A 14,787-nucleotide genomic window follows, 5' to 3' on the forward strand; every position below is an offset into this window, starting at 1 on the left:
GCGAAATATATACAGATACTTCCCACGAACCAATTAACGTTTTCTCAGTGCTTGGTTGCAAGCCTTGTGGAAACGCAACAGCTTGATTTGATGTTATAAATATAAACAATATAGATATAAAAAAAATTATTTTTTTCATTTCATTTTCCTTACAAAATTGAACATAATGGAAGTATCACAAAAAATCCAAACACAGAGTGTTTATCACCATCCAGAATAGGTTGCAAAAAATTTTATCTGTTACTCGATGTTCAAGTTTTTTTTATCCAATAATTTGATGCCAAACGATAAAATAATGTAGGCCGCAATATATATCACCTGCGTGTCATGGGGTCAAACCTTGATTTTTACCCTTACATTTCAACAATTAGAATGCACATATAATGCACCGAATTTCACCAATGATCTTGGGGTTAGTATGGACTATGCATATAAATGCACGCTTTTTTCGGGAATGGGGACGGGCACAATATCTTGGGCGCCCCCTGTCTTTGACTGAGAGAGAATTATACTTTATTAAATTTAGAATTGCTGAAGTTCATCTGCGGTCCTTCACTTGCAGTTTAACCCCGCAGATCAGGATTAAAATAAGAACCGGGATACCCATCGCCGCGGTTACGGTGAAAAACACAGGGTATCCCAGTTGGTCCACCATGGTCCCGGAATATCCGGAAAACACCTTTGGCACAAGAGTCATTAATGACGAAAATACGGCATATTGAACGGCGGTGAACCTGACATTGGTCAGACTGGATAAAAAGGCCACAAATGCAGCGCCGGCCAGGCCGCCGGCCAGGTTGTCCGCGGAGATCACAAGGTAGAGCATGGGCAGGGCCGGACCGGTCCAGGCCATGAGAACAAACAGCAGGTTTGTCAGCGCTGACAGCAATGCCCCGGCAAAAAGAATGCGCATCACCCCGAACTGAATTGACAGGGTGCCACCCAGAAAACCGCCGGCAATGGTCATGAACAGTCCGAAGGTTTTTACGATGCTTGCGATATGAATTTTTGAAAAACCCATGTCCTGGTAAAAGACATTGGAAATAACACCTAGAACAATATCCGAAATCCGGTACAGGCCGATAAGCGCAAGAAGCAGCCAGGCCAGGCCTGCGCCGTACCGCAAAAAAAAATCCGAAACCGGTTCAACATAGGCGGACCGGATCATCTCCATGTCCGCCACTTTCAGGGCCACCATCAACCTTGCCGCCAGAAGTGCTGAACAAAGGCCTGCGGCAAGCCGTGCGGTTTCAACTATAAATCCGGCGGCAGAATGGTTTTTTACAACAAGGGCCACCTGTTCTTTTAATGTGGATGCAATCCCGGATGAAAAATAAAACCACCCCACAAAGGCAGCCGCAGAAATTAAAAAAAGAATAAAAAATCGGGCATGATCCCTGTTCCGGGCGCAAGTTGCTTCTTTTTCCGTTATTGCAGGTTCTTTAATTACAAATACCGTGATCATCCCAATGGCCATCAGCCCGGCCATGATCTGGTAGGCCGTGCGCCAGGCCGTGTAATCATAAGCGCCCGGGGTTGAGCCTTGGATCTGGGCTATAAACAAGGCACCTGCACCTGCGGCCAGCATCCCGATCCGGTATCCGGCAATATACACCGAAGCCATCAAGGCCTGTAGTTCTTCGCCTGCCGATTCAATGCGGTAGGCATCAATGGCAATATCCTGGGTGGCCGAAGAAAAGCCTAAGGCCACGGCAGCCAGAGCCATCAAGGATAAACAGTTCTCTGCCTTTGCCGGATCAATCATGGACATGGCAAAAATGGCCGCGGCAATGCAGATCTGGGCCAGAAGTATCCAGGCCCTGCGCCGGCCAAGCCTTCGGGTCATTACGGGAATAGGCATTTGATCAACCAACGGCGCCCAGATAAATTTAAAGGAATACCCTAAGGCTGCCCAGGAGAAAAAGGTGACAGCCGAACGCTGGATACCTGCCTCACGAAGCCAAAGTGACAGAGATGAAAAAATCAGCAGAATGGGCAGCCCTGCGCTGAACCCGAAAAAGAGCATGGCGACCACCCTGGGGTGGGAAAAATTCTTGGCAGCCTCCCAGGCTTTTGAAGGGTTATAGAAAAATTTCAAAATCCGCAGCAACGGCGTAACAGGAGGTGGAGAGGTGATTATTATTGAAAAATTGGCGACACTGGTCAACCATGGCATCCACCTGGTCATCGGTTCTGTCCTGGTTGATATGAATCAGGCCAAGCTGCCCCACTGACGCCTTAACGCTTAAATCCAAAACATCGGACAGGCGGGAGTGCCCCCACCCGGTTCTATTCAGGTATTCATCATCCGTGTACTCGGTGTCATGGAACAGTAAATCCGCATCTTTTGAAAAGGCGATGTATTCTTTAACACTTCTGCCCTGGGAGTGGGTATATCCCAGTTCATTGTCCGTAAGAAACACAAATGTTTTCCCATTTTCCGTAAACCTGTATCCAATGCTGTCCTGGGAATGGGAGGTGAGGATTGTTTCAATATCCAGGCTGCCGATGGAAAAACGGTTGTTCAGAGATGAATCAAACCGGATATCTGCGTTGTAGTCCTTTAACCCGACGGGAAAAAAAGGCATACACATGACCCGGTCAATGACCTGTTTCGTTGTCAGTCCGGCAAAGGTCCGGTCCTGGATGTGGACTGTGGTATCCGCATCAAGCAGGGGATGAAAAAAGGGCAGACCAATGATGTGATCCCAGTGGGTATGGGTCAAAAGCAGATAACATCTCTTAATTTTTTTTTGAACCATGGATTTTCCAAGCCTGCGGATGCCGGTACCGGCGTCAATGATCACAACCTCACCCGAATTCGCCTGGATCTCAAAACAGGTGGTATCGCCGCCGTACTTGGTATATTGTTGCCCTGATACACAGATTGATCCTCTAGATCCCCAACATTTTATTCGCATGCGTCTTTTGTATCCATCAGTTAGACAGTTATTTTACGGAACTAACATCTTAGACTCATATGAAACCGGGCCGATAATTAACTCTATTTAGCAAAAAAATAATCATATTTAAACCTTCTTATATTAGTGACTGCTCCTCACCTGAATCAAAAATTCAGAAGGGGCTTCTAAGCGACCGGGGTCGCTAACGTGTCCAGCCCGACACGCAAGATGTTTATGGCTGCATTATAATCGCGGTTTGCAACAAAACCGCAGGAGCAACGATGAGTACGAACAGACAAGGATTTCTTGACAATTTCACCACAGGCCGAACACTTTTGGGAAGTGTACTGTGGCGGTACGCCTATGATCTGTTTGCCTTGCTCAACAGCCTTGTATTTCAGATACAGCAAAAATTGATACCATCCGGCATCATTGATGGACTTGTTCAGACCTGCCTTGACAGACGCTCTGTTAGGCAGGTATTTACCATCTTCATCCTGAACAGGCTTTGGTCTGCGGGACATACCCCGGATGTTCAAATCCTCATGGCAAATTACATTGCCGAGCTTGAGCAAGGCATTCGCAGTTTTGTGCAAAAAATCATGTCGCTGGCAACGGATTTTGTAATGGCATTTCTGAATTGCCTTAAGCAACTTGTACCACCTGGCAGATCGTTTCTTGGCCCTGGCAAATCGTCTTTGCAAACGGGCAAGCTTATCCAGGGATTTTCTCAGGAACTTAGGGGTTGACACATGGGAACCGTCAGACGCATACAAAAAATCGTTCAACCCAAGATCAATACCAATGGAATTTTGCAAATCCTGTTCAGGCTCGATGTCAAGCGGCAACTCGACCGAGAAACAGGCAAACCATTTGCAGCCTTCCCTGATTATGGTCAGGGTTTTGATTTCAGCTTCTTTGGGTATCTGTCTATGATGCACTGTTTTTACAATTCCGACTTTTGGAATTTTGATCCGGCTTTCAGGAAAAGCATGATACTGAGGATAAGTGATACTATTCCATTCACCATGCTTCTTGAACGTTGGAAAACCTGGTGTCTCGCCATTTTTTATACGCCTGAAAAAGTTCTGATATGCCTTGTCCAAACGTTTGAGAACGTCCTGAAGCACTTGAGAGTATACGCCTTTGAACCATGGGCGTTCTTTTTTGAGAACAGGAAGTGTAGCAGCTTGAGAATGATACGTAACAGATTCATTATTTTCTTCATACATTTTTTCCCGTTCATCAAGCGCCCAATTATACAAATACCTGCACATGGAAAATTGATTTTCAAGATTAGACACCTGTGCCTTGGTTGGATAGATGCGGTATTTGAAAGATTTACGAGTCTTGAAAACCATTCAATGGCTATAGGCCAACTTGAAAAGTATGTCAACTAACAATACTCAAAAACTGGATATTTGCCATAAGCACTTTCTCCGTCTAAAACATCTATATATTGTGACTAAATGGTACACGAAACTACTATATGTGGTATCCTGTTCCTTATGGCAAATATCCAGACTCAAAACGCCGATTCATCTCCCACCAAATCAAAGATTTGGAAGGAGTCTTCTCGGCAGGAAGATAAAGGCGGGAATAAAAAAAATTTTTAGAAATTCAGCTAAACAATTTTCAAAAAAATTTGGAAATATTAAATTTTTTATACTACATATACCATGCTTTTCGTTAGTCGGCATGTTGTTGCGTGCAACACATGCCTATATCAACCATGAACAGTTTTAAGAAGGGAGTGATAATATGGCACAGCCAATTGCAGACAGGCGAGATGTCGACTTTGTATTGCATGAACAAATCGGAACGGTTGACCATGAGTTATTTGAGCAATTCAATAAAAAGACCGTTGACCTGATTGTCTCGGAAGCAAGGAAGCTTGCCATTAAGGAGATTCTGCCCACATTTAAAGACGGAGATGAGATCGGCTGCACCCTTGAAAACGGTAAAGTGACCACGCCCGACTCTTTCAAACGGGCCTGGAAGCTCTTCTGCGAAGGTGAATGGCTGGCCATGTGTGATGATCCGGAGGTGGGCGGCCAGGGCATGCCCAGAACCGTGGGGTGCGCAGCCCTGGAATATATGGTAGGCGCCAACTCCGCCTTTATGCTCTATTACGGCATGACCCACGGCGCAGCCAAACTGGTGGAAGCTTTTGGTAATGAAACCCAGAAAAAACTGTACATGAAAAAAATGTTTGCAGGCCAGTGGGGCGGCACCATGCTCCTGACCGAACCCGAGGCCGGTTCCGACGTGGGCGCGTTGACCACCTCAGCCACCTTGAACGATGACGGCACCTACACCATCCAGGGTACAAAAATTTTCATCTCTGCGGGTGAACATGATCTTTGCGATAATATTATCCATCCGGTCCTTGCCCGTATTGAGGGGGCACCTGCGGGCACCCGGGGAATATCCCTGTTCCTGGTGCCCAAATACCTGGTTAATGAAGACGGCTCCCTGGGTGAATTCAACAATGTGGTATGCACCGGTCTTGAAGAAAAGATGGGCATTCACGGTAATGCTACCTGCACCCTGGCTTTGGGAGACAAAGGACCTTGCATCGGCACCCTTCTCGGCGAAGAAAACAAGGGCATGCCCGCAATGTTTCAAATGATGAACGAATCCCGGGCATTTGTGGGTGTCCAGGGTTTTGCCGTGGCGTCCGCCGCTTATATGAACGCCCTTGATTATGCCAGAACCCGGGTACAGGGCCGACATCTTACAGCGGGCAAGGATGCCACAGCCAAAAACGTAACCATCATCAACCACCCGGATGTTAAACGCCAGCTGTTAAACATGAAAGTATACACCGAAGGCATGCGCTCCCTGCACTATTACTATGCCAAATGCGAGGACATTGTTCATACCACGGATGATGAGGCGTTAAAGGCCAATACCGCCGCTTTAATTGAGGTGCTCACCCCCATTGTCAAAGGCTATATCACGGATAAGGCCCTTGAGGTCTGCTCCCACGGTGTCCAGATTTACGGCGGATATGGATACTGCAAGGAATTTCCGGCAGAGCAGCTCATGCGCGATTCCAGAATCTTCATGATTTACGAAGGCACCAACGGCATCCAGGCCATGGATCTTCTGGGCCGCAAGCTCTCCACGAACAATGGGCAAAGTTTTATATACTTCCTGGATCAGATCAGAAAAACCATAATTGAAGCCCAAAAAATCGAAGGGCTTGAAGTGCTTTTCGAAAAGGTCGAACTTGCTCTGGACCGGTATGATGTTGTTGCCTATGAGATCGGTGCAAGGGCAAGATCTGAAAAGGTGCTTAACGCTTATGCCTTTGCTCACCCCTTCCTGGAGATTACAGGGGATATCGCCTTTGCCTGGATGCATCTGTGGCGAGCCTGTGTTGCCGCACCTAAATTGGCTGAAAAAGTAGGCTCTCTTGATCCTGAAGCTGTGGCTGCCAAGGCTGGGAAAAACAAAGAGGCCGCATTTTATGCCGGCGTGATGGCCTCTGCCAGATTTTTTATCAATACCCTTTTGCCCGGATCTTATGGTAAGATGGATGCCATTCTTGAAGGGGATAGCTGTGTGGAGGATATATTGGACGTCTCCTTTGGCTCAAAATAGTAAAAATAAAAGGGAGGAAAAGAACATGCTTGAAACCTTAAAAAACAGTCTGCTCACCGGGGTGGGTATGGCGCTGCGCTCCAAAAAAGAAATTGAAACCTTTGCCAAGGAGTTCGCAGAACAGTCTGAAATGAACCAGAAAGAGGCAAAGGACTTTCTGGAAGAGTGTAAAAAACGGTATGACGACGCAAAATCCAGCCTTGATAAAAAAGTTGAAGCAGTTGTGGAGTCGGTACTTAAACGCCTGGATCTGCCCACCCGTGGGGATATTGATGAACTCAATGCCCGGATTGACGAGCTGTCTAAAAAAATTGAAAAAGAGGCCTGAAATCGAGGCATCTTGCCCTGACCATGCTCAGTTTTAAGACCATTTCCAGGGTCACGAAACGATACCGGCATCTGGTTCGTTACCAACAGATTATCGGCATTATTTTCAAGTACGGATTTGAAAATATTATTGATGCCATGGGGATTGATCATTATCTTGATAAAATTCCGTTCTCAAAACCCCATGAGAAATTGTCCAGGAATCAACGGATCAGGATGGTTTTGGAGGAGCTTGGGCCCACCTTCATTAAAATGGGCCAGGTATTATCCTCACGGCCGGATCTGATCCCCCTGGACTTGACCCGGGAGCTTGCCAAACTCCAGGACAAGGTGCCGTCATTTTCGTTTGAACAGGTCGGACAAATTATTCTTTCAGAGTTTGGCAGACCCATCAGTGAGGTATTCTATTCCTTTGAGGAGGCTCCTTTTGCTTCGGCCTCCATCGGACAGGTTCACCGGGCGGAACTGTCGTCAAAGGAGCAGGTGGCGGTAAAAGTTCAGCGCCCCGGCATCCGTAAAACAATCGAGGTTGATCTGGAAATCATCCACTATCTGGCCCAGGTCATGGAAAAAAACCTGGAAGATATGGCCATATTCCGACCCGTGAAAATTGTTGAAGAATTTGCCCAATCCCTGGAAAAAGAGCTCGATTACATGGTGGAGGCGGCCAATATGGAACAGATGGCTGACCAGTTCGCCAGAGAACCGGATATCCGCATTCCCGAAGTCTACTGGTCCCATTCCACACAACGGGTGCTGTGTATGGAATATATCCTGGGGATCAAGGCCGATGACGTTGAAGCCATTGACCGGGCAGCTCTTGACAGAAAAAAAATCACCCGCATTGGCGCCGATTTTGTCATGCGTCAGATATTTGAGTTTGGTTTCTTCCATGCCGATCCCCATCCGGGCAATATTTTTATTCTGGAAGACCAGCGCATCTGCATGATTGATTTTGGCATGACGGGATTTGTGGATTCAACTACCCGGGAGTTATTCATTGATCTGCTCCAGGCGCTTGCCTCAAAAAATACCAGGAATACAGCCCGTCTGCTTTGCCGTCTGACCGAGCCCGACCCATCGGTCAATATGGCGGCCCTGGAAAAGGATATCGCACAATTTTGCGCGGTATATTTGTCCAGAAAGCTTGAAGAAATCAATCCCAGCCGCATGATTCACCAGTTTCTTGAGCTTTGCACCCGGCACGGGTTGAGAATCCCTCCGGACCTGTTTTTAATGATGAAGGCATTTATCAGTATTGAGGGGGTGGCACGCACACTAGACCCTCAATTTGATCTCCTTAACCATGCCCGGCCCTATATCAGGTCCGCAACCCTAAGAAAATATTCATTACCCCGGCTCTCCCGGGAGTTTTTAGGCATCGCCAGGGATCTCTTTTCCCTGCTTCAGACCCTGCCCGGGGATACAAGCAGCATCATGACCCAGATCAAAAAGGGAAAAATAAAGATCACGGTAAGCATTGATGGTCTGGAGCGGCTGATGATGACCCAGGACCAGACATCCAATCGGATCTCTTTTGCCATTATCATTGCCGCCCTGATCCTGGGCTCGGCCATTGTACTCAACTCCCGGATCCCGCCGATGATTCTCGGCGTCTCCATCATCGGCATTGCCGGATTCATTGCTGCTGCTCTCCTTGGTATCTGGCTATTGGTGGCCATTATTCGCAGCGGGCGACTTTAAGTACCGCAGAAATAAATTGCGTCTACAAACTTGCCAACGCATTCCGGGCTGTGTTAAAGTTTTTTTCAATAAAATCCAAAATCAATAAGTCTAAAAGATTTGAGGCTGCCCCTGACTATCCGAATCGGACATTTTATTAGTATTGATCATCTGATATTAGGGATTGCTTTACCCCGTTACATCCAGCGTAAAGGGTCTGGTGCCGATTCGGATATTATACCTTTTACCATGCGTTCCTGGCAACAGGTGGAGAGGGGGTTTGCATCCGGGGATATTAATGCCGCGTTCATGGATATTGCCCAGGCCATGTATCTGTTTAACAAGGGTTCGGCAATATCCATGCTCATGTTCACTCACAGGGCAGGCAGCAGAGTCATTATGGCCAAACAAATTCAAAAATTGGCGGATCTTAAAGGTAAAAGTGTTTTGATTCCGCACAGGCTCAGTATTCAACATATGCTTGTTCACAGACTACTGAGTGCAGGAGATTTAAAAATCGCCGGTTCAGGAAAATTAGGAGAAAGCGTCGAAATTGAATCGGTACCGTTTGCCTTGATGCCGGAAATGGCCAGTTCGGATCTTGACGGCGATATTGCAGCTTTTATCTGCCCTGCCCCCTTTGGTGACGCGGAGGTTGAAAAAAAAGGATTCAAACATCTGCTCCTTTCCCGGGATCTGTGGAAGGATCATCCGGGTAGTGTATTCGTGGTACACCAGGATCTGCTTGTGACCAAAGAGGAGGATTTGGCCCTGATGGTCAGTTGTCTCCTTTATAGCGCCCGGGAACTTGACCGGTATATGTCATCATCCCCGGACACCGCCGAAAACACCATTGAAGGCATCTCCGCCTCTTTTTTAGGCCTTTCTGGCGAGCAGATACGAAGGGCATTTAACACATCCGGGATTACCTATTGCCCAAAACTTCTGGCTCCGGATATGGAAATGTTGAACATCGTGCTTGATTATATGCGCACAACCATGAAGGTCATGCCGATCGAAGCCGACCTCAATGGATTTGTCAGGCCCGAATTTATTGATACTGTTCTATCGGAATTATAGTACTTGAAAATAGATATTGAAAAAATCTGTAAATCCTACGACGGGCCGGGGAAAAAAAAACATCAGATTCTCAAGGATATTTCCTTTTCCATAAATCCTGGGGATTTTGTGATTATTCTGGGTGAATCGGGTTGTGGAAAGACTACCCTGCTGAACATGCTGGCTGGGCTTGAAAATCCGACCTGCGGTCAAATTCGGGTGAACGGCAACCCTATTGTCGGTGTCCATCCCTCGCGCTCCATGCTGTTCCAGCAACCGGCGCTGATCCCATGGCTCAGCGTTAAGGAGAATGTGGCCTATGGTTGTAAAATCAGGAAAGATACCCAGGATCTGGAATACCGGGTAAGCCAGTTTCTGGAAATCATGGGGCTGACAGGTGCATCTGACGCAAAACCCAGCCAGCTCTCTTTAGGTATGGCCCAGCGGGTCTGCCTGGCCAGGGCGCTGGTGGGACGTCCCCAGGTCCTGCTGCTTGACGAGCCCTTTGCCTCGTTAGACACCTTTACCCAGGCCCATATCCAGGAAGAACTGGTAAACCTGTGGATGTCCGAAAGCTTTACCGCGGTCTTTGTCACCCATGATATTGATGAAGCCATACGCCTTGGCAATAAAATTATTGTTCTGGCTGGTTCCCCTGCCGGCATTTCCGATATTTTCGATATCAATGTACCCTACCCCAGAAAACAGCATGATCCTGTGATCAAAGCGTTGAGAACCAATATTCTCGAACGATTTAAAATCGCATATTTAGTTAAACGGAGCCTGACAAATGAAATTTAACCATGTAAAGCCGGTATGCCCCAACAGTATTTCACGGCGAAGTTTTTTAAAAACAGCAATAGGGACAGCAGGCATAGCCGCCTGTGCCCCCATGGTATTTCCTTGCTCGGCAGCGGCAAAAAAAAGACCGTTAAAAATAGGTTATCTGCCCATTACAGATGCCACCCCTTTACTCGTTGCATACACTCTGGGTTATTTTTCCCACGAAGGACTTCATGTGGAACCGCCGGTCATGGTGCGGTCATGGAAAGTACTTTCCGAATCCTTTTTAACGGGTAAGTTTGATCTGGCCCACATGCTTTTTCCCATCCCCGTATGGATGCGATTCAAGCAGAACGTACCCGTCAAGGTTTTGGCCTGGAATCACACCAATGGCAGTGCGGTCACTGTTAAAGCAGACGCCGGCATCAACCGGTTTGCGGATCTGGCCGGCAAGCAGGTGGCCGTGCCCTCATGGTACTCCATGCACAATCTGGTCATGCAGTTAGGACTTCAGGTCCAGGGGCTTGAGCCTGTCATCCGACCGCCGGGCTCAAAGCTTGCCCCCCACGAGGTGAACCTCTTTATTCTGCCGCCCCCGGATATGCCCCAGGCGCTTTTGGGAAATAAGATAGACGCATTTATCGTGGCGGACCCCTTCAACGCCCTGGCCCAGGAAAAATTTTCGGCAAAAATTATGCGATATTCCGGAGATATCTGGAAAAATCATCCCTGTTGTGTTGTCGTCGCCAATGAGCATCTGATTCAAGAAAGCCCCATAGTAATTCAAAAGGCGGTAAACGCCATTGTAAGAGCCCAGGCGTGGTGCCTGCAAAACCCAAAGGAAACGGCTCACCTGCTCAGCAGGGACGGCGAAGGATTTTTGCCGGTAAAGGAATCAATTCTTCACAGGGTTTTTGGTGCCATCCCCGAAAAAGAACTGATACACCCCCAGTGGAATGTAGAAAGAATCGGTTTCCAGCCCTTTCCTTTTCCAACAGCCACCCGATTTATTCTGGAACAGATGAAAAAAACCAAGGTTGAAGGCAACACGGATTTTCTGACGACCCTTGATGTAAACACAGCCGTTGCACAGCTTGTGGACGACCGTTTTGTCAGAAAAGCCCTTGACGACATGGGGGGAGTGAAAACGTTCAGCCATGGCGACACAGAAGATCTCTTTTCCAGGGAAGAAACCGTTGAACTCAATTGAAAAAAATTTCCAGGATAGCACCGTCCAGGTCGGCTTATCATCATTTTTCACCCGGATATGGTCTGGCTGGAAATATGAACTTGCCGGACTTGTCCTATTTGCCTGTGCCTGGGCCGTTATCACACAGTTTATCTTCACCAGGCCCGGACTGTCCCATTTTAAAGGTTTTCTACCCGGCCCGACTCTAACGGCCATGGCAGACGCTTTTCAGAATTCCAGATTTTGGATGTCGGTTTTTGCAAGCCTGCGTAGAATCGTTGTAGGCATAGCCATATCAGCAGTCATCGGACTCCCATTGGGCATACTGATCGGTTTTTTCACTCGTCTTCGCAAGCTGACCTATTCGCCGATTCAATTCGTAAGAATGATCAGCCCCCTGTCATGGATGCCCATTGCATTGCTTTTATTTACCAGCTTTGAATCCGCAGTTCATTTTTTGATTGTAATGGCGACAATTTGTCCTATAATACTCAATACAGCCATTGGTGTCATGGATATTAACCCCCAGTGGATAAAAATGGCTTTGAACCAGGGTGCCAATAACGTTCAACTCATTCAAACGATTGTTATTCCATATTCCATCCCACATATGATGACCAGCATCAGACTGGCGCTGGGGATTGCATGGATTGTTTTGGTCCCGGCAGAATTTTTAGGGGTATCATCGGGTCTCGGCTATCTGATTAACGATGCCAGGGATACCATGGAATATGACAAACTTATGGCCGTAATCATTGCCATCGGCATGCTGGGATTTATACTCGACAAAGTTTTCCAGAAATTGCAGCACAGGTTCAGCTGGTCATGGACCGACGATGTTTAAGAGATAAAATTTTTAATTTTTTATATACTATACCTTTTCAGGACATAAGGAGTATTTTATGGCGGTAGACCCGAATATCAAAATTGTTGTGGCAGATGATTCAGGCACTATGCGGATAATGTTCAAACAAATCCTGGCTAAAGCCGGATTTTCAAATCTTGTTATGGCGGTGAACGGTGTAGACGGCCTTGAAAAAGTAAAAGTTGAAAAACCTGATCTTGTCATCTCCGACTGGAACATGCCCACGCTCGATGGCCTTGGATTTCTCAAAGAATTAAGAGCCTCTGAAGCATTTAAGGATCTGCCTTTTATCATGGCCACGGCCCAGGCCGACATGGGCCAGCAGAAAGCCATCCTGGAAGCCGGTGGGAATGCCCATTGCCCAAAGCCGTTTAATGAAGAGGAAATAACAAAGGCGATTGAAACGGCTTTCTCCGGAGGGATGAAAAAACAGCGGATAACAAAAAAGCGAAGCATTATTGGAGGGCGCGTTGAACTCAATGTCGCCCACATTCAGATCACCGACCACCTTGCCCTGGGCGCCCTGAAACACCGCATTAACCAAGGGGATGTGACCCCCCAGCACTTTGATCTGTCCACCAGCCTGATGGGTGGATGGAACCCGATACAGGAAGGCCTTGAAAGCGGGGGAATTGACTGCGCCTTTGTTCTGGCACCCATTGCCATGGACCTGTTTGCCTATGACTCCCCTATTCAGCTGGTCCTGTTTGCCCACAAGAACGGTTCCACATTTGTGCGCTCCCGGCATTATGATTACAGGTTTGACTCTTTGCAAAGCTTTTACAAATACAAGGTTGTGGATATTCCTCACAAAATGTCGGTTCACCACATGCTTGCACATCAATTTTTGAAGGAACTGGGGCTCAAACCCGGTGTTCCGGGGAAAAAAGCGATTAATGTGCGATTTGAGGTGGTTCCACCCATTAAGATGCCCGGCATTATGAAAGAAAACGAAGATGTGGGTGGATTTATGGTTGCCGAACCGGTTGCCACCAAAGCCATCAAGGCGGGAATCGGCAACCTGGAATTTTATTCAGCCACACGCTGGGAGAATCATCCCTGCTGCATTGTGGCCATGCAAAAGGACTTTATCCAGAAACACCCTGAAGCTGTTCAGGAGTTTGTCTCTCTGCTGGTGGATACCGGCGAGTTTATTGAAAACGACAAGGCCCGGGCTGCGGACATTGCCGTGAAATTCCTGGACCCAGAAGGTAAAATGGGGCTGAATCCCCAGGTGCTTCAAAATGTATTTTCCCAGCCCATGGCCATCCGTTGGGACGGACTCTATCCGGAAGCATCAGATTTAGATAAAATTCAAAGATACATGCACGATGTCATGGAGATCGGCAAAATTATTGACCTTGAAAACTTTATTGACCCCAGTTTTGCCAACATCGCATTTAATATAAATTAAGGAGTTATGTATGAGAATTACAGATCCCCAAGTCATACTGAACGGAGAAAAAGACCTCATTGCATCTGTCCAAAAAGATCTGGATCTTGATGCAGTCAGGGATCTGCTCAAGGAGCGTCTGACCGCAAAGGCGCTGTCCCCCAAAGGCGGCCAGATTGTGGTACATAACAATCATGTGGCGTTCAGGCTTGATTATAAAATCAATATTAACGGCAGCCTGCTTTTTGACCGGAACGGAAACCTGATTGAAGATAGTGAAAGTACGGCGTCTAAACAAGACACTCAGGATGAAAATGATGAAAATGCTGCCCCGGTATCAGATCTGGATGACAATCTGTCTATTCACTTTCCGGATTATGATGATGCCCCGGATGATGAGCCCGGCCAAGTAAAGGCAGAGGATACCGAACCCGAAGAGCTGTCTGATGAGATGCAGGGGGCTGACCCCAAACTGGAAATTGAAGACCTTGAAGATGAACCTGGATTTGATCAGGAGAACGCCAACATCCTTGACTCAGATGACGCTGATGAACTGATTGATTTATCCGAAGAGGATGAAGAGGATGATGAGGATAATATAGAAGATTTAAACATTGATGCATTTACAGATATTAATCTGGAAGACAAGGAAAACGACGAGAATGTAGTTGATGACGATATAAGTAACATTTTGCAGGAAAACCGTAACTTCTGGGAAAATAAAAAAGAGTAATGCCGGAAAAGACCATGGATGCTTTTTCCGAAAAAAAAGTGCTGTCATCAGGCGCCTTGCGAAAGAATATATGAATCAACTTGATATGATGGCCACCCGGGATGTTCTAACCCGTATGTTGACCCGAAAGAGATTTTTTGAACTTGGAGAGCCCCTGTTCAATGCGTCAGGCAGTGAACTATATGTCCTGATGATTGATATTGACTATCTTAAAAAGATCAATGATCAGTATGGCCATGATGT

General features: G+C 47.0%; 13 protein-coding genes. 10 read left to right on the forward strand and 3 right to left on the reverse strand.

Annotation, left to right across the window (positions count from 1 at the left end; genetic code table 11):
- Nucleotides 1-538: 538 nt before the first annotated feature.
- From AB7U36_RS07350 to AB7U36_RS07360, 3 genes are all read right to left on the reverse strand, one after another.
- Nucleotides 539-2,098: an AmpG family muropeptide MFS transporter gene (locus AB7U36_RS07350; protein WP_428159142.1), complete on the reverse strand. Its 1,560-nt coding sequence runs from the start codon at nucleotides 2,096-2,098 to the stop codon at nucleotides 539-541.
- A complete protein-coding gene (locus AB7U36_RS07355) occupies nucleotides 2,082-2,921 on the reverse strand; it encodes an MBL fold metallo-hydrolase (RefSeq protein WP_428159038.1) in 840 nt (279 codons plus the stop codon). The genes AB7U36_RS07350 and AB7U36_RS07355 overlap by 17 nt, the downstream gene beginning before the upstream one ends.
- 167 nt (nucleotides 2,922-3,088) lie before the next feature.
- Nucleotides 3,089-4,264, reverse strand: a complete 1,176-nt coding sequence (locus tag AB7U36_RS07360; RefSeq protein ID WP_428159143.1) for an RNA-guided endonuclease InsQ/TnpB family protein — start codon at nucleotides 4,262-4,264, stop codon at nucleotides 3,089-3,091.
- 400 nt (nucleotides 4,265-4,664) lie between these two features.
- On the opposite strand from AB7U36_RS07360, the gene AB7U36_RS07365 reads away from it, so the two are divergent.
- The 10 genes from AB7U36_RS07365 to AB7U36_RS07410 form a co-directional block, all read left to right on the forward strand.
- Nucleotides 4,665-6,512, forward strand: a complete 1,848-nt coding sequence (locus tag AB7U36_RS07365; RefSeq protein WP_428159144.1) for an acyl-CoA dehydrogenase — start codon at nucleotides 4,665-4,667, stop codon at nucleotides 6,510-6,512.
- 25 nt (nucleotides 6,513-6,537) lie between these two features.
- On the forward strand, nucleotides 6,538-6,840 hold the full coding sequence (locus AB7U36_RS07370; protein WP_428159145.1) for a phasin family protein: 303 nt from the start codon (nucleotides 6,538-6,540) through the stop codon (nucleotides 6,838-6,840).
- A 23-nt stretch (nucleotides 6,841-6,863) separates the two neighbouring features.
- Nucleotides 6,864-8,543, forward strand: a complete 1,680-nt coding sequence (locus tag AB7U36_RS07375; RefSeq protein ID WP_428159146.1) for an ABC1 kinase family protein — start codon at nucleotides 6,864-6,866, stop codon at nucleotides 8,541-8,543.
- Between the two features lie 228 nt (nucleotides 8,544-8,771).
- Nucleotides 8,772-9,602, forward strand: coding sequence for an ABC transporter substrate-binding protein (locus AB7U36_RS07380; RefSeq protein WP_428159147.1), 831 nt, complete (start codon nucleotides 8,772-8,774; stop codon nucleotides 9,600-9,602).
- A gap of 3 nt (nucleotides 9,603-9,605) precedes the next feature.
- Entirely contained in the window at nucleotides 9,606-10,382 is a 777-nt protein-coding gene (locus AB7U36_RS07385) for an ABC transporter ATP-binding protein (protein WP_428159148.1), read from the forward strand.
- On the forward strand, nucleotides 10,372-11,574 hold the full coding sequence (locus tag AB7U36_RS07390; RefSeq protein WP_428159033.1) for an ABC transporter substrate-binding protein: 1,203 nt from the start codon (nucleotides 10,372-10,374) through the stop codon (nucleotides 11,572-11,574). The genes AB7U36_RS07385 and AB7U36_RS07390 overlap by 11 nt, the downstream gene beginning before the upstream one ends.
- On the forward strand, nucleotides 11,561-12,397 hold the full coding sequence (locus AB7U36_RS07395; RefSeq protein WP_428159032.1) for an ABC transporter permease: 837 nt from the start codon (nucleotides 11,561-11,563) through the stop codon (nucleotides 12,395-12,397). Before AB7U36_RS07390 ends, AB7U36_RS07395 begins: the two co-directional genes overlap by 14 nt.
- 58 nt (nucleotides 12,398-12,455) lie before the next feature.
- Nucleotides 12,456-13,832 (forward strand): ABC transporter substrate-binding protein, encoded by a 1,377-nt coding sequence (locus AB7U36_RS07400; RefSeq protein ID WP_428159149.1) that lies wholly within the window; start codon nucleotides 12,456-12,458, stop codon nucleotides 13,830-13,832.
- A gap of 10 nt (nucleotides 13,833-13,842) precedes the next feature.
- Nucleotides 13,843-14,544, forward strand: coding sequence for a hypothetical protein (locus AB7U36_RS07405; protein WP_428159150.1), 702 nt, complete (start codon nucleotides 13,843-13,845; stop codon nucleotides 14,542-14,544).
- A gap of 88 nt (nucleotides 14,545-14,632) precedes the next feature.
- A partial coding sequence (locus AB7U36_RS07410) for a diguanylate cyclase (RefSeq protein WP_428159151.1) occupies nucleotides 14,633-14,787 on the forward strand: 155 nt, incomplete at its 3' end.

This window comes from Desulfobacter sp., assembly GCF_050177295.1.

Excerpts from the sequence above, each read along its gene's own strand:
- AB7U36_RS07355 (WP_428159038.1), bottom strand. The coding sequence starts at position 2,921 with ATGCGAATAAAATGTTGGGGATCTAGAGGATCAATCTGTGTATCAGGG.
- AB7U36_RS07360 (WP_428159143.1), bottom strand. The coding sequence starts at position 4,264 with ATGGTTTTCAAGACTCGTAAATCTTTCAAATACCGCATCTATCCAACC.
- AB7U36_RS07365 (WP_428159144.1), top strand. The coding sequence starts at position 4,665 with ATGGCACAGCCAATTGCAGACAGGCGAGATGTCGACTTTGTATTGCAT.
- AB7U36_RS07370 (WP_428159145.1), top strand. The coding sequence starts at position 6,538 with ATGCTTGAAACCTTAAAAAACAGTCTGCTCACCGGGGTGGGTATGGCG.
- AB7U36_RS07375 (WP_428159146.1), top strand. The coding sequence starts at position 6,864 with ATGCTCAGTTTTAAGACCATTTCCAGGGTCACGAAACGATACCGGCAT.
- AB7U36_RS07380 (WP_428159147.1), top strand. The coding sequence starts at position 8,772 with ATGCGTTCCTGGCAACAGGTGGAGAGGGGGTTTGCATCCGGGGATATT.
- AB7U36_RS07390 (WP_428159033.1), top strand. The coding sequence starts at position 10,372 with ATGAAATTTAACCATGTAAAGCCGGTATGCCCCAACAGTATTTCACGG.
- AB7U36_RS07400 (WP_428159149.1), top strand. The coding sequence starts at position 12,456 with ATGGCGGTAGACCCGAATATCAAAATTGTTGTGGCAGATGATTCAGGC.
- AB7U36_RS07405 (WP_428159150.1), top strand. The coding sequence starts at position 13,843 with ATGAGAATTACAGATCCCCAAGTCATACTGAACGGAGAAAAAGACCTC.